Annotated in this window: 19 protein-coding genes and 1 pseudogene; 2 read left to right on the top strand and 18 right to left on the bottom strand. The window is 35.5% G+C overall.

Annotation, left to right across the window (positions count from 1 at the left end; all coding sequences use genetic code 11):
- The first annotated feature begins 6 nt into the window (after positions 1-6).
- Both SOI81_RS07800 and SOI81_RS07795 read left to right on the top strand, forming a co-directional pair.
- The gene (locus tag SOI81_RS07800; protein ID WP_320541512.1) at positions 7-819 is read left to right on the top strand and encodes an amidohydrolase family protein; all 813 of its coding nucleotides are present in this window, start codon (positions 7-9) and stop codon (positions 817-819) included.
- A gap of 9 nt (positions 820-828) precedes the next feature.
- Positions 829-2169, top strand: coding sequence for an MFS transporter (locus tag SOI81_RS07795; protein ID WP_262446703.1), 1341 nt, complete (start codon positions 829-831; stop codon positions 2167-2169).
- Positions 2170-2287: 118 nt separating this feature from the next.
- Here SOI81_RS07795 and SOI81_RS07790 read toward each other — a convergent pair whose 3' ends face one another.
- The 18 genes and pseudogenes from SOI81_RS07790 to SOI81_RS07705 all read right to left on the bottom strand — a co-directional run bounded on the left by SOI81_RS07790 (position 2288) and on the right by SOI81_RS07705 (position 20137).
- Complete coding sequence (locus tag SOI81_RS07790; RefSeq protein ID WP_320541511.1) at positions 2288-2503, bottom strand: hypothetical protein; 216 nt, start codon at positions 2501-2503, stop codon at positions 2288-2290.
- A gap of 235 nt (positions 2504-2738) precedes the next feature.
- A complete protein-coding gene (locus SOI81_RS07785; protein WP_320541510.1) occupies positions 2739-2975 on the bottom strand; it encodes a hypothetical protein in 237 nt (78 codons plus the stop codon).
- Between the two features lie 243 nt (positions 2976-3218).
- Positions 3219-3932, bottom strand: a complete 714-nt coding sequence (locus tag SOI81_RS07780; RefSeq protein ID WP_320541573.1) for a DUF2314 domain-containing protein — start codon at positions 3930-3932, stop codon at positions 3219-3221.
- Positions 3933-4023: 91 nt separating this feature from the next.
- Positions 4024-4136, bottom strand: a pseudogene (locus tag SOI81_RS07775) (hypothetical protein).
- 176 nt (positions 4137-4312) lie between these two features.
- On the bottom strand, positions 4313-4756 hold the full coding sequence (locus tag SOI81_RS07770; RefSeq protein ID WP_320541509.1) for a hypothetical protein: 444 nt from the start codon (positions 4754-4756) through the stop codon (positions 4313-4315).
- A 128-nt stretch (positions 4757-4884) separates the two neighbouring features.
- The gene (locus SOI81_RS07765; RefSeq protein ID WP_016140922.1) at positions 4885-5025 is read right to left on the bottom strand and encodes a hypothetical protein; all 141 of its coding nucleotides are present in this window, start codon (positions 5023-5025) and stop codon (positions 4885-4887) included.
- A gap of 151 nt (positions 5026-5176) precedes the next feature.
- Positions 5177-6019 (bottom strand): hypothetical protein, encoded by an 843-nt coding sequence (locus SOI81_RS07760; RefSeq protein WP_320541508.1) that lies wholly within the window; start codon positions 6017-6019, stop codon positions 5177-5179.
- A 116-nt stretch (positions 6020-6135) separates the two neighbouring features.
- On the bottom strand, positions 6136-6687 hold the full coding sequence (locus SOI81_RS07755) for a TetR/AcrR family transcriptional regulator (protein WP_320541507.1): 552 nt from the start codon (positions 6685-6687) through the stop codon (positions 6136-6138).
- A 712-nt stretch (positions 6688-7399) separates the two neighbouring features.
- Positions 7400-7888, bottom strand: coding sequence for a MarR family winged helix-turn-helix transcriptional regulator (locus SOI81_RS07750; RefSeq protein ID WP_320541506.1), 489 nt, complete (start codon positions 7886-7888; stop codon positions 7400-7402).
- Entirely contained in the window at positions 7878-9365 is a 1488-nt protein-coding gene (locus SOI81_RS07745; RefSeq protein WP_320541505.1) for a UbiD family decarboxylase, read from the bottom strand. Before SOI81_RS07745 ends, SOI81_RS07750 begins: the two co-directional genes overlap by 11 nt.
- The gene (locus tag SOI81_RS07740) at positions 9362-9958 is read right to left on the bottom strand and encodes a UbiX family flavin prenyltransferase (RefSeq protein ID WP_016140917.1); all 597 of its coding nucleotides are present in this window, start codon (positions 9956-9958) and stop codon (positions 9362-9364) included. Before SOI81_RS07740 ends, SOI81_RS07745 begins: the two co-directional genes overlap by 4 nt.
- Positions 9959-10203: 245 nt before the next feature.
- Positions 10204-11298: an agmatine deiminase gene (gene aguA, locus SOI81_RS07735; protein ID WP_224992030.1), complete on the bottom strand. Its 1095-nt coding sequence runs from the start codon at positions 11296-11298 to the stop codon at positions 10204-10206.
- Between the two features lie 81 nt (positions 11299-11379).
- A complete protein-coding gene (locus tag SOI81_RS07730; protein WP_320541504.1) occupies positions 11380-12723 on the bottom strand; it encodes an APC family permease in 1344 nt (447 codons plus the stop codon).
- A 117-nt stretch (positions 12724-12840) separates the two neighbouring features.
- Positions 12841-14256, bottom strand: a complete 1416-nt coding sequence (locus SOI81_RS07725; RefSeq protein WP_016140914.1) for an aldehyde dehydrogenase family protein — start codon at positions 14254-14256, stop codon at positions 12841-12843.
- A gap of 132 nt (positions 14257-14388) precedes the next feature.
- The gene (locus tag SOI81_RS07720; protein ID WP_016140913.1) at positions 14389-15789 is read right to left on the bottom strand and encodes an aminotransferase; all 1401 of its coding nucleotides are present in this window, start codon (positions 15787-15789) and stop codon (positions 14389-14391) included.
- A gap of 70 nt (positions 15790-15859) precedes the next feature.
- Positions 15860-17122 (bottom strand): Zn-dependent hydrolase, encoded by a 1263-nt coding sequence (locus SOI81_RS07715; RefSeq protein ID WP_320541503.1) that lies wholly within the window; start codon positions 17120-17122, stop codon positions 15860-15862.
- A gap of 381 nt (positions 17123-17503) precedes the next feature.
- Complete coding sequence (locus SOI81_RS07710) at positions 17504-18262, bottom strand: TorF family putative porin (protein WP_320541502.1); 759 nt, start codon at positions 18260-18262, stop codon at positions 17504-17506.
- 147 nt (positions 18263-18409) lie between these two features.
- A complete protein-coding gene (locus tag SOI81_RS07705) occupies positions 18410-20137 on the bottom strand; it encodes an amidohydrolase (protein ID WP_320541501.1) in 1728 nt (575 codons plus the stop codon).
- Positions 20138-20430: the final 293 nt, after the last annotated feature.

Here is a 20430-nt window from a genome sequence, read left to right as displayed (position 1 = left end):
ATGAAAATGAACTGTATAGATACACATGCACATGTTTTTTCGACTCAGGACCACAGTATCGAAACAGCACGGTACGCACCTGATTACGATGCAACTGTACAAAGCTTTGTCTCTCATCTTGATCAACACAATTTCACGCATGGCGTTTTAGTCCAACCCAGCTTTTTGGGTACAAATAACCAAGCAATGTTAAATGCAATTCAGCAATACCCTGACCGTTTAAAAGGGATCGCCGTTGTTCAACATACGACGACTTTTGATGAGCTATTGCAACTTAAAGAACAAGGCATCGTCGGTATTCGCTTAAATCTATTCGGTCTTAACCCACCTTCGCTAAATACGCCTGAATGGCAAAAGTTTTTACGAAATGTGGAAAGTCTCAACTGGCAAGTTGAATTGCACGCTCCACCAAAATATCTGGTCCAGCTTTTACCACAACTGGGTGACTATAGTTTTAATGTCGTGATTGACCATTTTGGCCGAGTTGATCCAGTTAAAGGGATTGAAGATCCAGATTATCAGAAGTTTCTAAGCTTACTTAACGTAAAACAGCACTGGATTAAAGTGTCCGGTTTCTACCGTTTAGGTACTACGCCTAACAACATAAATATAGCCCAGCAGGCATATAACATTTTTAAAGAAAAAGGTTTTTTACAAAAACTCATTTGGGGAAGCGATTGGCCGCATACCCAACATGAATCTTCAATAACTTATGAGGACGCATTTAAAACTTTTAAACAGATTGTGTTTGATAAACACGAGCAATGTTTAATTTTAAATCAGAACCCGACCGAGCTGTTTGATTTCTCACGTACATAAGGAGTATGTATGAAAAATGATATATCTATATCGGAAGTAGAAAAGTCAACGATCCGTAAACTTTCTTTTCGTATTCTTCCCTTTCTCATTCTTTGTTATTTCATCGCTTATATTGATCGGGTGAATATTGGATTCGCCGCTTTAACCATGAACCAAGAAATTGGTTTAACTGCTACCGCGTTTGGCTTTGGTGCGACATTATTCTTTATTGCCTACGTTATATTTGAAATTCCCAGCAACATGGCAATGGAAAAGCTGGGGGCACGTATCTGGATTGCTAGAATCATGATTACTTGGGGAATTGTGGGTTGCTGTACCGCCTTTATTACCGGCCCCATTTCTTATTCGATTTCAAGATTTTTACTCGGCGCTGCCGAAGCTGGTTTTTTCCCAGGCGTATTACTATATTTAACGCTCTGGTTCCCTAAACGATATATGGCACGAATTGTTGCCGTATTTATGGTTGCCATTCCTTTATCTAACTTTATTGGTTCGCCCTTATCTGCTTTATTGTTAGGTTTACATGGTTTACTGGGGTTAAGTGGATGGCAAGTGCTTTTAATTCTTGAAGCATTACCCGCAATTCTTCTTGGTTTATTGTGTCTCGTATGGCTACCTAACAATGCAAACAATGTTAAATGGTTAAGTAAAGAAGAAAAGGAGTGGCTCTCAAACACTTTAACTTTTGAAAAAAACCAGTTGTTAAACTCTGAAAAACAAGACAGTGCTGAGCAGAAAAAGAGTAAGTTTAAGCTTCTTATTACCAATAAATATTTATGGTTCTTCGCAATTATTTATGCAGGAAGCTCAGCAACCAGCAATATTTTATCGTTATGGATGCCTCAAATTTTAAAAGCCTTCCATCTAACTGCCATGGAAACAGGTCTCTTAAATATGATTCCTTTTGGCTTAGCTGCAGTTTTCATGATTGTTTGGGGCGTACATGCCGATAAAAGTGGCAATAAGAGCTTAAATACAGCGATTCCATTATTTGTAACCAGTTTTGGTTTGCTCCTTACTATTTTTACGTCATCTTTAACCTTGAGCTTAGTTTTATTCTCTATCGTTTTGATGGGTAACTACGCAATCAAAGGGCCTTTCTGGGCGTTAGTTTCTGAACGCTTACCACCGACTCTGGTTGCTGTAGGCATTGCAGCGGTCAACACCATTGCACATATTGGTACGGGCCTCATGAACTCTATTATGGGCATTGTGAAAGATTATTCGGGTAGCTTCCCTATTTCTCTTTTACCGTTATGTATGCTGACATTTACAGGTGCCATGATCGCGCTATATTTGGGAAGAAAACCGTCGTTACCAAAAGCACAGAAAGTTCAAAATGTGATTTAAGCTTTAATGGTTAGAAACACACTAGCTCATGTAGCGAAAAAGAGACCAGTTCAGTGGTCTTTTTTTATTTATAACATCCATATTTAAAATCGCTCATTAAAAAACCCACCGAAGTGGGTCATTTATATTCTATATAATAGCTGTTGCCATCGGAACTATTGAAAACCATATTTAAAGTAGGATAAATAAATTCACCTTTTACCAAAATATATTCAACGGTAGCTCTCTGAACTCGAGATGAATAATTGATTTTATTAGTCTTTACTTCTGTATAGTTTGCCTGTGCTCTTATTTCTTTTCCTTGAAAATCAATAATTGTAATGTCTTTTAGCATTAAAATGCTCCAATTTAATCGGACATATTATGCGTAACGAAACTTTTATACTATCAATATTTTGTAGGCAATTAGATCGAATTAATTTTTAAAAAATTATGCACTCTGAGAAGTATGATCAACCTGACTCTAACAACAAATAATTTATTATTAACAATAATTTGAAAGTTAATTTTTACGACTCAGCTATTACTAAGAATAAATTTAAAAAGAGCACCTAAGTGCTCTCTCATCTTTATTGATTTTTGTATAAGGCAAAATTTAATGCCCTTTCATATGCCTGTTCCTGTAGCTCCGTATATACATAAAAGTGCTGTTCTATCTTGGTAACAGGATTAATAAGTTTCATTGGTTCATAACTATGAGTATTTAAATCATGAGGATCAACATCAAAAGCTTCTAATTGCTGCTCTCTCCACTCTCCACTTAGTACACCACCTACACAAAGCCATTTCGTTGTATTGTCTGACATCTCTAATCCTTATTTTTGGAGGTGTTCACATACCATATCACGCTGGTCTTTGAGCTGTATTATTTTTTCATGACTAAAAAATCGATCAACTCATTAGAGGACTTCTTCAGTAAAGTAATTTTAATATCCATAACCACAAAAAAGCCCATCTTCCGATGAGCTTAACTTTTTATGAAAACCAATTTTATTTTTTATAAATTTCATTACTTGAAAACGTTCTCAATTAGAGGGCGTGGTTCAAAGCTACTTAAGTAAATTTACAATATTGTTCCATCCAATCTTATTAGCCAAATCTAAAGGAGTCATTGATTGATTATTCATTATTAACTTATTGACATTCAAGGTTAAAAGTTCTCGGACAAACAAATAGTTACCTGCTAAAACTTCACGATGTAGCAATTGATTACCACTTTCATCTTTTTCACTAATGATTTTGGAGTCTGTATTTATAATATTTATGAACTGATCTAACATATTCTTACACATGGGATGTTCGTCTAGATTTTCGGGACAATTTTTCTGGTCATAAACTAGAAAAATTTCATCAGGATTACCAAAATCAATCCCCCATGCCTCATCATATTCTTTACGACCTGATGCATTTAAAGTCTTACGATATTCTTGAATCGTAAACGCACCATGAACAGTGCCTTTACATAAAAACATCCAATCAACTATAGACTCAAATTGGAGCCTTACTGTTTCACCAGCTTGCACATTATCAATAATATAAGGTTCATTTAACAAAATTCCTGAAATTGTACTCCCATCAAAATCAACTTGATCAATCCACATATACTCAATTAAAGGTTCATTTTTATCTTCAAGGTTTTCTTGGATAAATGCACACTTCACATAAGCCAGCTCTAGAGCAGGAACAATTCGTCGATATTCCCAATAAAGTTCACGCCAAAAATATTTAAATGTACTTATAGCACTCTCAAAAGCTAGAATCATTTCTGGAGATTCATTCTTATGCAATTTATTCATATAATCCATATTACAGTTAATTAATATTAAACTTTCTTATAATAACACTATGATAAATTTAAATATCTTTAAATTTCTTAACTATGACACCAATGTTCATAAAAGAATAACCGCCAAGGCTAAGACTAAGCCAAATTAAGGTTCTGAGCAAAAACCTCTAGCAAAGCCAATTCAAACAGGTTACCGTTTATATAAATTTGGTATATTGTATTTATTTTCTGTTTTGGACTATTGTTTTTTTTTAAGAAGAACTAAAAATAGCCCCTAGCCCATAAAACAAAACCCCAATAATAATATACATTTATCGGGGTTGATGTGCCAAAATATTTTCGACTAACTTAGATACTTCAGTACTGATACTTATAATTAAGATATAGAAAATAGAGAACGTACAATACTCCCGCGACAATAAGAGTAAGAAAGAATGAAGCTAAACATGTGATTTTCATTTCAAATGATATATTCGCTTTAATTCCTGTCTCTTGCTCTCTCCTTTTTATAGAAAGATAACCTTTCATATTCCAAAAAGTGAAAAATATAATCGTAATAATTATGAGACAAAGCAAAAGATAGTATTCTGATGTGAAAGGATTATTGATAGCGTCATTGCATTTTTGCTTTTCTATTATTTCTGCTTGAGTTAATTCAGTTTTCACTGAAACACCCCATTTCTGACTATCAGGTAGAAAATACTTATATTCACAATAATCTATAAATTTTTCTTTCTGATCACGTCCATCTCCTCTAGTTCCAGAAGATGATGTGTGATTAAGTCTTACTGTAGTTGTCATTTGCCATTTTTATTTAAAAATTCGGTGCAATTATAAATACCGACTAACTCGAAACGCAATAAATACGACTCCAATAAAAAAGCCCATCTTCCGATGAGCTTCTTATTTAATTAACATTATTAAATGCATTAGACTTTAAAGTCTGCTAATACAAAGTTTTTTACTATTTCATCAAAATTTGATTTTCTGAGAGTTAGCTTGCTATTTTTTATAGTTTTATACCAATAACTCGCTGCAACTCCCATGCTAACCAAAGCTAACAATTTCATTGCTCACCTCACTTATTGGGAAGAGTGAAACTTAAAGTATCATTCGCGTTTGTAGCGTTCCAACTTGTTTTAGGGAGGTTTCTGTATATTTTTTAAGCAATGTGTAATAGCAAAGCGTATATCTTTGGGATTCTTTCGTTAGTCTATTCAACTACAAAAAATCTATCTGTATCGTTTCAAGCAAATTATCACCTATCACTTCAAATTCTGTAATTTGTGCTGAATAGGTTTTCATTAAAGGATGGTTTAAATATATTTCATCTAATTTATCTAATGCACGTAATTTATTAATTACATGAATTTCAAGTGGCAATAAAGTAAACGGAGGGTTAATAAATTTTGGAGGATACTTACGTGAATCGTTATCTATTAATTCTTCGCAGTGTAAATTTGCTATATCTATGAGTAATGGTTCTAAAAATACTGAGTCACATGACCAATTATTTATCAAATCTTTAAATTTTCCATCTATTTTTGATTCTAATGTAAATTTTTCATTAATCCATTTGTAATAAGCCCATAATGAAAAATAGTCATAACTTAAAGGAAAATCAGATAGAAATTTTTGTTGTAAGCAAAACTCTACTTGGCGTGCTAATTTCTTTGCTAAGTTTTTATTATTTAACAAAATTGCCCAAAAAAGTAATGCAGAAAATTCTGAAAAATACTTCTTTAAATCATGTACATTCATTTTATCTAAAGGTTTTATTTTAAAATCTTTTAATTGTAATTCTCTTCCCACCTCTGCATACATCAAAGCAAGATTTAAATTTTTTAAAGCCTCTATATCTGAATTATTATTTTCAATTTTTAAGAATGCCAATTGGGCATAAGATATAGATATACCCACTATATGATGAGGAAAAAGTATATCTTCCCCATCTAAACTATCTAGTATATGTTTTTGATCAAATTTTAATGAATGAATCAAACTTTCAACACTATATGTTTTATAACATTTTAATAATTTATTTAATTCTCTTATTTCTCTCATAAAATAACCTTATTGGCTTTCTATCCATTAAAAATAGTTATAAAGATTTGATACTTTTAGCTTTACTTTAAAATTAGCTTTATAAACTATAATTTACCATTATGGAATTACTTATTTTATTTCCCCCAAAAAAACCTCTCCACTACCATATCCCGATCATCCAAACTGTTGGAGCTTAAAATCTGAAACATCAAACCATCAATTAAGTTTAAAACCATGTTGGCATCGGGTTTTAGCGCATGAGTTTCCAAACTAAAAACCAGATCAAAAAGTTCTCGGAGCAGCCATTTTCTATACTCAATTGCCATACGGTAGGCCTGCGGGTAAATCTGCTTAATTTCAAAAATGGCTTTAAGCAAAAGGTAATACAGGCTATTAAAGTTAACATGTAAGTTTATAATTTCTTTGAGCTTGTCCTTTGAAGTGCGGTAACGACTTGAGTAAATAATGGCAAGTACTTCTTCTTTCAGCAGGCTTTTTTGAAAAGCGATGCACACTTCAATTAACCTTTCTTTTGAGTGAAAGTAATTATAAAAAGTCGCCTTGGTTATTTCGGCTTCTTTAATAATTAGGTCTACACCCGTCGTATGAAAACCATAAGTAACAAATAAACGTATAGCAGTATGAATAACCTGTAATTTTTTGGAAGAAGTTTTTAAATTTTGCATAGTTTTACCGTTATAAATTCTTGTTGTTTCTAAAAGAGATTAAAAAGCCTGTGCCTTTTCTGGGAGAAAAAAAGGCACAGCAAAGCCGTAAAGACTGTGCTTGGCACATCTCAAGTTTTATTGTTGCTAAGTTTTAGACGTAATGATTTAAAGCCTGAAAAGCCTAACGGCGATCGAGCTGCTTTAAAGTGATTTAAGTTGTGTCGTTGTAGACCTTGGCAATGTCTGCCAATAAATGATGAATGTGCATAGCCAACTCCTTCTATTGGGAGTTCTGCCGAAACATTATAGATTATGGTGGCAGAACGGAAGCAGGTTGACGGACTGGGTAAGACTCCAGCACACCCGAAGGTGTCCCACTCCCGTCCTACCGCTACGAGAGGGGACGAGAAGTCTACGCATAAAAGTATTCCTCAGAAGGAATAGCTCTGATGCGGTCTTACTACACGGTCCGTCAAAACCGACTGGCAATGTAGGCCAGCCCGCAAATGGTAATCTGCAATATTTAAGGTGTCAATGTGAAATTGGCTAGAAAATATTTAATTAATTATTGTTTTTCATTTAATTACATATTTAAGGAAAATCTTAAGTGTAAGTTATACTAATTTATAGATTTATACTAATTGTGAAACAAAATCGTTCTATAGCCGTAAAGGAAACGGCTATAGATAATATTAAACACTAACTTTCCTCTCATTTTCATGACTTGATTTTACAGTTGCGAACCTTGTTCAGAAATATCCATATTCACCATCATATTTTTTAAAATTTTCTTAAAAATTAAGTGGTCACTTTCACTAAGACTCGCCTGAAATTGTTGATCAAATTCAGTTACCATTTTCCATACTTGCTCAAATGTCTCTTGAGATTGTGACGTCACTCTTAAATATAAAGCACGTTTATCATCAGGCGCGGGAAAACGCTCGACCCAACCACGTTGAACAAGCTGATTTATTGTTCGCCCTAACGCTGTTCTATCCGTTTGCGAATGGGCAATTAACTCACCCATCGGAACATCGCCTTTAAAACTGTACAAAATACGTAGAGCACGCCACTCATGTAAAGTAATACCCTTCTGATTTAATAACGTACTCAAACGTTTCTCACGATAACGCACAATTTCTGTCATTAAATATAATGAGTCTTGGGGTAAACCAAGCCCTTGACTCATTTTTTGTTTAACGTTCGCGTCAGTAGCCATAACTCTCCCAATGCTCTACAACTTTATCTTTGATATGTTGAGGATATGAATATTTAAAAGAAGCTGTCTCGGCTCTGATTTGTCCCTTGAATTGTTCAGGGAAAAGACAATTAATTACTGCTTTGCCGCCACATCCCTTCTTTTTATCTTCCGCCGATAGATAAGGAACCATCGGAAATTCTCTCACATTAGGGAAAATAAAATGATCATTTTTAGGATGAGATCGAGTAGCAAGTGCCCAAACTACCTCATTAATATTGGTAATATCAATATCATTACTTACAAGTATTAATTTAGGAATTAAATATCCCGGATGTGAATTAAAAACCACATTAGCAATAAGTTCTACAAAATCGGTAGCGTTTGTTTCCATTAAAGCCAATTTAGCAGTATCTATTGAAATTACAGCCCAACATGTCGCTGCCTCATATGAGCACCATACGAAGTCGACTGGTAAACCTGTCTTCTGAGTAATTTCCAGCAGTTGTGCCGAAATCATTGTCCCCCAAATTGTATGATTTTCTTCAGGCGGTGTTCCAGCCACGCAAATGGGTAATATCGGATTATTACGGAAAGTAACGGCTTTAACATGAAAGATAGGTTGTTCATTTCCTTGATGATGCTGGTAGCCATGATATTCCCCCATTGGCCCTTCTAATGCTTTTTCTGTAAGGCTTATTTCTCCTTCTAAAATGATTTCTGCATGAGCAGGCACCCAAAGATTATTGGTCTCTGTTTTAATTAAAGGAATGCTTTTACCTAGCAAAGCACCAATATAGTCCGGCTCACTTACGCCAGCTGGTAAAGGCATTCCAGCGACAGCGACCGCAGCCGGTGGTGCACCTAAAACCATTGCCCACGGCGTTGGCTTACCTTGTTGCCGCCACATTTCACGGACGATTCCAATATGCTGAGTTGAAATTGCAGGACCCGTTAAGCGGTTTCGGTCAACTAACATTAAGCGTCCAATGCCCCAACTGTTCCACTTTCCATCTGGTGATTGGACAACATGAAAACCATAGGTCCCAAAATATCTTCCGCCATCTTTTTCATGCAATAAAGGAACTGGAAACTGTGCTAGGTCAACCTCATCACCCAACCAAATATTTTCTTTAACTGGTCCAGTCGTACAATATTCAGGCTCTACAGGATCCGCTTTCACTGCGGCACGAATTTTATTAACAATATCTTTAGGAGTGCTATCCGAAGGTAAGCCAAAGTGTAAAGCAAGACGGGAGTATTCTTTACCGGGTGTTGCAACCATGCCGGCTGGCGCACCTAAAATCTTTGCTCCTGCCATTCCTTCACGAATATTACAAAATAACGGAGCTGGTAACTTTTCTTCATACACTCGACGAGTAATAGCAGCAACTTCTAAATGTGCAGATACTTCATGGTGAATTTCAACAAGATCTTTGCGTAGGGCTAATTCTTCTAAAAATTTTCGAAAATCTAATGCTGCTTCAAGTAAGTTCATGATTCAATTCCTTTTTCAATATTTTGTTTTTTATCTAACCCTTCCCAACGTTTTAATGAAGGATCATCAATATCAAACATATCTAATATTCTGCCCACGCCCTGATTAATGACATCGTCTAAGGTATAAGGCTGATGATAAAAAGCTGGCATTGCAGGAAAAATAATTGCTCCCGCCTTTGCAACAGTCAGCATATTTTCAAGATGAATGATACTAAGCGGAGTTTCACGAACCATAAGTACGAGCTTACGACGCTCTTTTAAAGCGACATCTGCTGTTCTTGTAATTAAGTTCTCAGCATAACCACTACTAATTCCTGCTAAAGTTTTCATACTACAAGGGGCTATTACGACCCCATCATAACGGTAAGATCCACTCGCTATTGGAGCCGACTGATCTGCATCTGAATAAATATAAGTTGCCAACTTTTGCAGATCTTTTAATGAATAATCTGTTTCTTGTTTTATTGTTACTTTTGCCCATTTACTCATCACTAAATGAGTTTCGATATTTAATTCAGCTAACTTTTCTAAAAGCCTAATACCGTAAACGACTCCAGTGGCGCCTGTAATACAAATTACTATACGTTTCATAAACCACCAAAATATATGCATGTGCACACATATTAATATAGCAAAGCTCTATGTCAATTTATTTATGTGCATGCACACACAAATAAATAATAAAATTATATTTTTCAACACGATAAAAAAATTTAGAGACACAGAAATATGAGATCTAACAAGTTGACTGATGTAATAAAGGGTAAAAGATATCGCGTAGATAGCTTTTACCCTACATTTTTTATTAGATTAAACGCTTTATAAGCTTAATTATATTAAGCAACAGAGGCTGGAATCTGTTGGGTAATACAATGAATATTCCCCCCGCCTAATAAAATTTCACGGGCTTCAACACCTGTAATTAAATAGTCTGGGTACATCTGTTGCAATATTGCTTTTGCTTGATCGTCTGTACGCTCATCTAGTAATGGAAAAATAATCTGTTTATTACTAATGAGATAATTTACATATGAACCCGCTAGACGATTACCTTCGATTCGTTCAATTGCATTTCCTTTTTCAACATCAATCGTTTCATCTTCACTCGCATATAGTGGGCCTGGGGCTGGTAGTTTCCAAACTTTTAACTGACGCCCTAAAGCATCACGACTATTTTCTAATACTTTTAAGGCAGCAAGAGAACGCGGATACTGTGGATCATTAACATCATCTGTCCAATGTAAAGCAACCTCACCAGGACGTACAAAACAGCACATGTTATCTACATGTCCATCTGTTTCATCGTTATATACCCCAAGCGGCAACCAAATAAATGTTGAAACGCCTAAACATTCTTTTAAAACGTTTTCAATTTCAGCTTGAGTTAAGTGTGAATTTCTATTTTCATTTAACAAGCATTCTGATGTGGTTAGTAATGTTCCCTCACCATCCACATGAATTGCACCACCTTCTAAAATAAGAGGGGTTGAATAAGTTTTAATATCATGAAACTTTGAAACTTTTTTGGCAATGAGCTGGTCTTGGTCCCACGGGAAATATAAACCGCCCTTTTCCCCTCCCCATGCATTAAATACCCAGTCAATTCCGATTCGTTCACCCTTATTATTTTTTACAATACTTGGGCCTGTGTCTCTCATCCAAGCATCATCACTTTCCATTTCTACTAAAGTAATATTTTCAGGCATAACTTGTTGAGCATTAGTCATTTCCGCTTTGGGTACAGCCATAAATACTGGAGTTGTTTGGGAAATCGCTGCGGCAACCTGCGCAAATGCCTGTTGAGCAGGTCGACCATTCGCACGCCAATTATCTGTACGATAAGGCCAAATCATCCAGACCGCCTCTTGAGGTGCCCATTCACCCGGCATAACAAAACCTTCTTGCTTAGGTGATTTTATAGTGTGTTCCATATGACTATCTCTATTTGCAACTACTTCTAAAAGACTCATGTTTAAATGTTTCCCTAATTCATTCATTTTTTACGTTGAGTATTATTTTCCTAATTCTTGAGTCGCTATATTTAGCGAGGCAGGCTGTTTTTTAATTTTCCTGTACAGCAATAACAAACCTCCTGATAGAAGCCATATACCACCAAAGACAAGAGCTGATTTTTCTAGGTGTATCCATAAACCTAAAAGGACTACTCCAGAAGCCAGTGGTAAAAGTAAATTAAGAAAAATATTTTTAAAGCCATTACGCTGTTTAAGAATGACGTAAAATTTCATAAATACAGAGAAATTCACCATTGTAAAAGCGATCAAAGCTCCAAAACTGACAAGGCTAACCACCATTGCTAAATCAACAAAAATAGCGAGTAATGAAATTAAGCCTACGAAAAAGATAGAGTAGAGAGGCGTTCCTAATTTGGAGTTTATTGAACCAAATATTTTTTTATGAAAGACACCGTCACGACCCATGATATATAGCAATCTTGACGCACTTGCATGGGACGCTAGACCAGAAGCAAAGGCATTCATAATCTGAACTGTTAACAAAATAGATTGAAATAACGCGCCACCTACATAGAGTGCAATTTCTGGCAATGCTTCATTAGGATTTTTAAACTGATCAAGTGATGGAAAAGATAACTGTACAAACCACGATACGGTGATAAAGATTGCCCCGCCCAACAATGTGGTTAGCATAATTGCTTTGGGTATGGTTTTCGTAGGATCTTGGCTTTCATGTGCGAGTGTAGAAACAGCATCAAAACCTAAATAAGAAAAACATACTAAAGATATGCCCGTGAGTAAGGTTAAGTATTCTGTATTTCCATTTAAAAGGGGGCGCATGGTTAATAAATTGCTATAACCTTGTGAATTACCTATGCCCGTCACCACAAGAATAATAAATATCATCATCATTGCTATCGTGGCAGTAATTAATATTGAACTAAAGTTCGCCAAGATATTGATATGAAAGCTATTTATTAGGGTAATTATACTCACCATAATGATGACCCAAACGGTATATGAAACGTCTGGCATTAAGGCATGTAAATAAAAAGAGGCTAATAAAACATTTACCAGTGGTATGAGTAAATAATCAATTAATGAACACCATCCCACAAAAAAGCCTGCCGTTTTACCGCAAGTTTCTGTGGTATAGGTATAGGCAGAACCTGATTTTGGCGACTGTTTGCTAAATCGAGCATAGCTAAAAGCTGTCAGCAACATAGCAAATAGCGCCATTACATAGGCTAGTGGTACTCGACCTTGTGTGACCTGAGAGATAATTCCAAAAGTATCAAATACGGTAGCTGGCGCCATATAAGCGACCCCAATGACAACAACTTGCCATAAGGTCAGCCCTTTGCGATTTTTTTCGCCTTCCATGCTTATTTCTCCTGCATCTATGCAAGCACTTTTTTCAGTGCGTCAATTCCTTAACTCAACAGAGCCTAGATTGAAAAATGACGTCCCTTTCTTATTTCAATAGTTATGTAAGAGCTATTAGATAGTGATTACATTTTCTTCAAGATAACTTCGTATACCTGACTCACCGAGCTCACGGCCAAGACCGCTTTTTTTAAAGCCACCCCATAAGGAACCAGGTTGAATCATCTGGAATGAATTAATCCAGATATGTCCCGAACGAAGCCTTTTCGCGATTTGTTTACCTTGTAAAACTGAACCCGTCATAATTGTTGCAGCGAGACCAAACTCAGAATCATTTGCTAAAGCAATTGCTTCCTCTTCATTTTTAAATGTTCGGCAGCATAAAACCGGGCCAAAAATTTCCTCTCTCCAGAGTCGACTTGTGGTAGGAACATCAACAAAAACATGGGGTTTTATAAAGAAGCCCTGTTCTGGTAATGAAATTTTTGTTAAATCAACAAGCGAATTTAATTGTTCTTGTTGGGCAATCTCTAAATATTCATGAACTTTATTAAATTGTTTTTTTGTCGTAATAGGACCAATAGTAAAGTCATCTACCTGCTCTTGACCGATAATGATTGACTCAACTGACTTTTTTAGTTTTTCATAGAAAGACTCAGCTATAGATTCATGTACTAATAACCGTGACGTTGCTGAGCACATTTGTCCGCAGTTATAAAACATTCCAGAAACTGCCTTCTCTACAGCATCATCCAAATCTGCATCAGCCATAATTAAAATCGGAGATTTTCCGCCTAACTCTAAAGTCACTCGCTTCACAGAGTTAGCAGCCTCTTGCATGACTTGTATGCCAATTTCAGTACTGCCTGTAAATGAGACTTTTTGCACGTCTTTATGAGCCACTAAATGTTGAGCAGCAACGGCGTCTCCTAATATCAAATTAAATACTCCTGCTGGAAAATTAATTTGATCAAGCAGCTTCGTAAATTCAACTTCAGGAAGAGGTACAAGTTCAGACGGCTTAAAAACGATACAGCAACCCGCTGCAAGTGCGGGTGCGATTTTCCATGCACTCGTGATTAAAGGAAAATTCCAAGGCGTAATAAGTGCAACCACGCCGACAGGGCTTTGATGGTGTGTTAATTCCACTCCATCTTCACAATCTGTAATTTTGCTAAAAGCAAATTTTTTGACCAGATCGGCATAGTAGCGATAGCATTTAATACTATTATCGACATCAACTTTAGCTTGATTACGTGATTTACCATTATTCGCATGAGAAAGTTCGATTAAAACTTCTCTTGAAGATTCAAGTACATCTGCAATTTTATTTAACCAGCTGGCTCTTTCGTCGGGTTCAGTATTGCTCCACGAAGTGAGCGCCTGATGCGCGGCCATTACTGCGGCATCTACATCTTCTACAGACGCTGTAATATAAGAGTCCAGCACCTCTTCAGTACGCGGATTAATAATTACAACTTGTGATTTACCAGTAGTGGATTTCCATTTTCCATTAATATAATTATTCATTTAATGATCGCCTTTTCTTAACTACTTTGACTTATTTTCATAGGGCCTTAATTACTTTTATGCAGGTCTGATCAACCCGGCCAAATAAGACCAGGTTGACGTTAAAAGTAATAGGGGTGTGAACTCTAAAATTTAGAGATGGCCTTCAGCCTTAAGCTCCTGAATCGTGTTCAGAATTGCTTGTCTTAAAGTCGTTACAGCAAAATCGACATTTTCTTTAGTTAGAATTAAAGGTGGAGATAAAACATTCATATGTCCAACTGGTCGTACAATAAGACCAAGTTTTTGACAGTGGTTAGCAATACGCTTACCCACTCCTACGGCGCCATCAAAAAGCTCTTTCGTTTCTTTATTACGTAGGTTTTCAATACACATCATGAATTTTTTGCCGCGTACCTCGCCTACTATTTCTAAATCAGAAAGAGTTTTTAATTGTTCTTCAAAATAGACGCCCATTTCTTGTACATGCGCACAAATATTTTCTTTTTCAATGATTTCAATATTTTTTAGTGCAGCTACACAGCTAACAGGATGTCCAGAATAAGTAAATCCATGCGTTAATAAACCGCCGTTATGATGTGGTTTACTAATAGCTTCATAAATTTCGTCTGAAATAATTGTTGCCCCTAAAGGTAAATATCCTGAAGACAACCCCTTAGCACAAGTAATAATGTCGGGCACAATGCCAAAGACAGCTTCAGATGCAAACATATGTCCTAATCGGCCAAAGGCTGTTACGACTTCATCAGAAACATATAAAACATTGTATTTCTTACAAACTGCTAGGGTTTTAGCATGATATCCTTCTGGTGGAACAATGACGCCGCCTGCTCCCATAATTGGTTCTGCAAAGAAAGCCGCAACATTATCTGGACCAAGCTTCAAGATTGTATCTTCTAGTTCTTGAACCTTCTCATTACAGAAATCTTCCATTGATTGAGAAGCTGGCTTACGGTAAGGATTTGGGCAAGAAATATGATGAACTAACTCATTGTGAATCTCAAAACCAATATGATCGGCTTCAATTCCGGTTAGTGTCATACTGATATAGGTACTACCATGGTATGCATCTTTACGTGATATGAGTTTTTTCTTGCTCGGTTTACCAATTTGATGAAAATAATGATGAATTAAACGTACAGCTGTATCGTTTGCTACAGAACCACCACAGCCAAAAAATACATGATTCAGATTTCCTGGTGCGAGCTCTGCCAATTTAGCTGCCAATCTTGCTGCAGGTGCAGTTGTTTGATGGCCAAAAGGTGAAAAATAAGGTAATTGCATGATCTGTTCTGCAACCGCCTCTGCAATTTCTTTACGCCCATATCCAACATTCACGCACCATAGACCACCAATGCCATCTAAATATTTATTACCTTGGGCATCGTAAACATATACATTTTCACCTTTAGACATGATCAACGACCCTTCGTCTTTAAAAGTCGTAAAATCTGTCCAAGGGTGAATTACATGATCTTTATCTTTTTGCCAAATATCTTGAATCTCAGCGTTTACAGCAATTTTAGAGTTCATACTATTTCCATCCTCATTTATTACAATACTCCGCTCCGGAAGCTTGTATTTTTTTCAGTTAATTAATTTTTTAAACGGCTAATGAATGTTGTTTAATATTTTTTTGCGCTTGCATAGCGTCATAATTCAAAATTGCATTGAGTAAAACATCGGCACCTTGTGCGGCGTCTTGTAAATAAATATCTTCAGCTTCGTTATGACTTAATCCGTCAATACAAGGGATAAAAATCATGGTAGTTGGACAATGCTTAGCAAGATTAATAGCGTCGTGCCCTGCACCACTTACGATTTGTTGATTTGAATAACCCAATTTATCAACGGCTGTTTGTACTGTTTCAACACAAGCTTCATCGAAATAAGTAGCTGGACTTAACCAATGCTGAGAAATCGATATTTCTAAAGATTTTTCTGATGCTATTAATTGCAAAGTTTTTCGAACTTCAGTTTCCATTTCTGCTAATAAAGCATCATTAGGATGACGTAAATCAATTGTCCAATTTATTTCGGCAGGAATAGTATTGCGTGAAGAATTTTGTACTTGTAATTCACCAAAAGTAATTAAACCTTCAGGAAATTTTTCTAAAATGAGTTGTTCAAGTGTAGCGATCATAGTTGCAACACCGACCATCGTATCTTTACGAACATTCATAGGTGTAGTGCCCGCATGAGCCGCTTTACCTTTGGTTTGAATATCTAACCAAAGAATTGCTTGCCCACCCGTGACAACTCCAATAGCAACTTGGTTTGTCTCTAATACAGGACCTTGTTCTATATGAACTTCATAGTAGCCTTGAAACGGGCGTGCTAAAGATAAATCTCCGAGCTGACCAGTACGCACTAATTCAGAATAGACAGAAATATCCTGCTTATCTTTATTTTCATACGCTACTTGCTTTGCCAAAGTGCCTGTAAATACAGCAGATCCCATCATCGCTGGAGTAAATCGTGCGCCTTCTTCATTCATCCATACGATGAGTTCTAAGGGATGGTAAGTTGTTACCTGCTCTTCTGCTAAACGCTGTAAAACTTCCATTCCAGCCAATACACCATAAATCCCATCAAAACGACCACCTTTAGGTTGAGTATCTAAATGGCTTCCCATAACAATAGGTAAGGCTGTTTCATTACGACCTGAACGACGCAAAATTAAGTTACCAATCTCATCATAATGACAAGAAAGATTAATTTTTTTTGCCCATTCTATTAATAGTGCTCGACCAGCGACATCCTCATCTGTAAGAGCTAACCGTGTATTACCACCTTTATCAGTTGCGCCAATCTTTGCCATTTCCATTAACATTTGCCACAACCGCTCTGCATTTACTTTCTTCATCTTTTTAACTTCCATTTATAAATATATTTTTTGTGCAGCTTTTATACACTCTAATTTGATAAATTTCTTTATTAAAAACGAGTGCCAATTTTAAAACTTTCAAAGGTGCCAATTTAAAATTAACTAAAATAAAAATACAACCTAAAAATCAAATCAACAAAAAGTAAAATATAAAAATATCAATTATTAAAACCCCACAATAGGCAAATTTAAATATGTGCACCATTAAACATTTTTTGTTTTGCCTGTAAAACTTCAACCTTTTGTAATTATATTTCTTTTATTAAAAACTCAATAAACTCAGCAATTAAAATAATTAGATAAATTTAATTAAACCAAATTTATTGAGTTAATCCAATATATTTATAATTATTAATATTTTTAAAAGTTTTTCGTTAAACTAAAAACAAGAGTTGGATCAGCTTCTGGTAGTTCTTTATTAACATTCGACGAGACATAATATAAATCAAAAATAAGCCCCTGAAAGGTTAAATTTCCTCCTAATTTATAATCATAGAAACCATCTTTACGATCTGTCCCCCAAAGTAAATCATAGGCAGTTTTGCTAGAAAATTGGTTATAAGCCAACTGTACAACAATATTCCAATAATTATTAATAGGATAGATATAACCAAGTTCATAGCGCAACATTGTCCCAGTTTGCATTGAATACTCTGGTGAATAGTAAATAGAAAAATTTAGTTCATCATTACTTTTCAGAATTTGGTTATTTATGATGCTAAATGAATACTCTTCAAAGTTAACATTCGGTAACGACTTATCCGCTCCGGGATAGTTTACGTCTAGATACTGAATATTTATTTTCGAATAATCATTTAATAAATAATTGTAGCCAATATAATAATCCAGCTCTAGAGAACTACCAATTTCTAAATCTATATTTGAGGCAAAAGCTTGTGCATATAAACCACTCTCATGATCTAACCTCAATATTCCTTGTAGAGCAGGATTCCCTTTAGTCTGTGATACTCCTCTCCAATAATAATCTGTTAAAAAAGTAAGTGACCCACTTATTAAAAATGGATTAGTTACTGAGTCATCTTTATTTACTTCTGCATACACAGGCATTGCTGCAGAATAAATTATTAATGCAACCATTAACAACTTATTTAATTTCATATATTAACCTATCATTCCATGATCTTATCTTGTATTTTTTATAAATAGAAATTAACTTGTCTAAAATACAAGACCTATTTATTTATGTGTTTTTATATAATTAGATAAATAAAAAAACCTTTCGGCTTTTTTATTTATCTCTTTGTGTTATTGGTGATTAATTTTCTGGTCGTATACTTTCTTTCCAGAGAACCATGTTTGGATAACTTTCCAATCTTTAATATTTTTGTTTAATGGAGTCCGCATGGTATCTTGCAAAATAATAAAATCTGCCCATTTTCCGACACTTATACTTCCAATTTCATTACCCCAGCCCGCTACATTTGCTGGTGCCTGAGTATAGGCATATAAAGCTTCATCTAAATTTAGGGCATTATCGCTATAGCGTGTTTTGCCCTTGTATTCCCTAAATACAGCATCACTTAATTGAAGCATTGGATTCTCTGGTGCAGTAGGCCAATCACTGCCTAAAACCAACGTAGCGCCACTACTCAATAAAGATTGCCAAGCATAACTATAAGGTAATCGTTTTTCCCCTAAACGTGACTCTTGGTAATTACCAGAGATCGCATGGTCAGGCTGCATCGAAGCAACCACACCTATTTGTGCAAAACGAGGCATGGCCTCTTTACTCATAACCTCGATATGTTCAATACGATTTAATAGCTTTTTATGACTAGGACTATTCTCAATTGCGTTAAGGGCCATATCTACACTTCTATCACCAATTGCATGAATGGCGACAGGAAAGCCTACATCATTTGCTTTTTTTACTAAGCTATTAAGCTGAGCTTGGTTAGCTACTGGTTCTACATTAAAGTTATGTCGATCTGCATAAGGAGTATTTAAAGCTGCCGTATAATTCAACAAAGTTCCATCAACAAAATATTTAATGTAGCCAAAACGAAATTGTGGTCCCTGATGCCATTGTTGCTCTTTTTGTTGAAAACGTTGGTTTAGCGTATTGCGCTGATTTGAATAAGCTTGGAATTGAGTTTCAGTCGCTAGCCCTTCTCTTGTTTCAGCCATAAGACCGAAATTTACTCTAATTGGCAATGGTTGATTAGAGTTTAAAATAGAAGGATAAACGTCTGACAGTTCGTTCCACATATCATGAACAGAGGTAATTCCTAAACTATTGAAATGAGCTACCACTTTCTTTAATGTGGCTAGCGCAGCTTCACCTGAAGGTAAAGCTTTAATATATTTTGGATTATTTAAAATTAATTGAGTCGCTGCTGTTTCTTTAAAAATTCCTGTTAATTTTCCTGTTTTAGGATCTTTAATAATTTCTCCACCTTGTGGAACTGGCGTATTTTCATCAATACCCAATAATTGTAGAGTTTTACTATTTACCCAGACAGTATGGAAATCAATATCTTGTAGAACAACGGGACGATCTGGAATGATTGCATCAAGTTCCTGTTTTGTCGGCATAGCTGAATCTTTTAAAATACTGGTATCCCATCGACCACCAGTTAACCATGCTCCTTTAGGCAACTCTTTGTCTCGTTTAGCAATTAATTTGAACCATTGCTGACGATCAGTAATTCCATATAAATCTACGCCTTCCCATAGTTCTAAACCACCTAATAAATGAGTATGAGCATCTGTTAAACCAGGCAATATAGTCTTACCTTTTGCATCAACCACTTGGGTCTCTTTGCTGGCCATATTCTTTATGAATGTATTATTTCCTACTGCGAAAAACTTACCATCCTTGATTGCAAATGCTTGTGCTTTAGGTTGGGCTGGGTTCGAAGTACGAATATCCGCATTCAAGACAATCATATCTGCTTGTTGAGACTGTGCGAATGTTTCTACTGATACTATTGAGATTGCTAGATATAAAGCCGTTTTCAATACTGTTTTCATAATATCCTTCTTGTTTAGTTGTATTAAGTTTAAGCGGCTTCCCAGCCGTAATAAGATATACAATGGATATATCTTTAGGCTTCAATGTGTACTTTTTAAACTGAATAAACGAGGGCCATTTCTTGATCAATCGAAGGAGCCAATTTTTATACTTTTTATAAATATATTATACAATTTCAATAGATTATTAGACTTATATCTACTTTAACTCTCATCGCTAAAGCACTTAATGAATGGAGAAATAAGTATATTTTTTAGTAAAAATATCTTCTGATTAATACCCATGTTTCTTT

The sequence above is a fragment of the Acinetobacter pittii genome (genome assembly GCF_034067285.1).
GTDB lineage: Bacteria > Pseudomonadota > Gammaproteobacteria > Pseudomonadales > Moraxellaceae > Acinetobacter > Acinetobacter pittii_E.
Note: the sequence above shows the minus strand (reverse complement) of the source record. Positions and strands in the feature narration are given on the sequence as shown.

What these genes read in the sequence shown, in the direction of transcription:
- SOI81_RS07725 (WP_016140914.1), bottom strand. Translation starts at nt 14,256, where the DNA reads ATGAATAATTATATTAATGGAAAATGGAAATCCACTACTGGTAAATCA.
- SOI81_RS07790 (WP_320541511.1), bottom strand. Translation starts at nt 2,503, where the DNA reads ATGCTAAAAGACATTACAATTATTGATTTTCAAGGAAAAGAAATAAGA.
- SOI81_RS07740 (WP_016140917.1), bottom strand. Translation starts at nt 9,958, where the DNA reads ATGAAACGTATAGTAATTTGTATTACAGGCGCCACTGGAGTCGTTTAC.
- SOI81_RS07795 (WP_262446703.1), top strand. Translation starts at nt 829, where the DNA reads ATGAAAAATGATATATCTATATCGGAAGTAGAAAAGTCAACGATCCGT.
- SOI81_RS07750 (WP_320541506.1), bottom strand. Translation starts at nt 7,888, where the DNA reads ATGGCTACTGACGCGAACGTTAAACAAAAAATGAGTCAAGGGCTTGGT.
- SOI81_RS07780 (WP_320541573.1), bottom strand. Translation starts at nt 3,932, where the DNA reads ATGATTCTAGCTTTTGAGAGTGCTATAAGTACATTTAAATATTTTTGG.
- SOI81_RS07715 (WP_320541503.1), bottom strand. Translation starts at nt 17,122, where the DNA reads ATGAAGAAAGTAAATGCAGAGCGGTTGTGGCAAATGTTAATGGAAATG.
- SOI81_RS07755 (WP_320541507.1), bottom strand. Translation starts at nt 6,687, where the DNA reads ATGCAAAATTTAAAAACTTCTTCCAAAAAATTACAGGTTATTCATACT.
- SOI81_RS07720 (WP_016140913.1), bottom strand. Translation starts at nt 15,789, where the DNA reads ATGAACTCTAAAATTGCTGTAAACGCTGAGATTCAAGATATTTGGCAA.
- SOI81_RS07785 (WP_320541510.1), bottom strand. Translation starts at nt 2,975, where the DNA reads ATGTCAGACAATACAACGAAATGGCTTTGTGTAGGTGGTGTACTAAGT.
- SOI81_RS07730 (WP_320541504.1), bottom strand. Translation starts at nt 12,723, where the DNA reads ATGGAAGGCGAAAAAAATCGCAAAGGGCTGACCTTATGGCAAGTTGTT.
- SOI81_RS07710 (WP_320541502.1), bottom strand. Translation starts at nt 18,262, where the DNA reads ATGAAATTAAATAAGTTGTTAATGGTTGCATTAATAATTTATTCTGCA.
- SOI81_RS07765 (WP_016140922.1), bottom strand. Translation starts at nt 5,025, where the DNA reads ATGAAATTGTTAGCTTTGGTTAGCATGGGAGTTGCAGCGAGTTATTGG.
- SOI81_RS07760 (WP_320541508.1), bottom strand. Translation starts at nt 6,019, where the DNA reads ATGAGAGAAATAAGAGAATTAAATAAATTATTAAAATGTTATAAAACA.
- SOI81_RS07770 (WP_320541509.1), bottom strand. Translation starts at nt 4,756, where the DNA reads ATGACAACTACAGTAAGACTTAATCACACATCATCTTCTGGAACTAGA.
- aguA (WP_224992030.1), bottom strand. Translation starts at nt 11,298, where the DNA reads ATGGAACACACTATAAAATCACCTAAGCAAGAAGGTTTTGTTATGCCG.
- SOI81_RS07705 (WP_320541501.1), bottom strand. Translation starts at nt 20,137, where the DNA reads ATGAAAACAGTATTGAAAACGGCTTTATATCTAGCAATCTCAATAGTA.
- SOI81_RS07745 (WP_320541505.1), bottom strand. Translation starts at nt 9,365, where the DNA reads ATGAACTTACTTGAAGCAGCATTAGATTTTCGAAAATTTTTAGAAGAA.
- SOI81_RS07800 (WP_320541512.1), top strand. Translation starts at nt 7, where the DNA reads ATGAACTGTATAGATACACATGCACATGTTTTTTCGACTCAGGACCAC.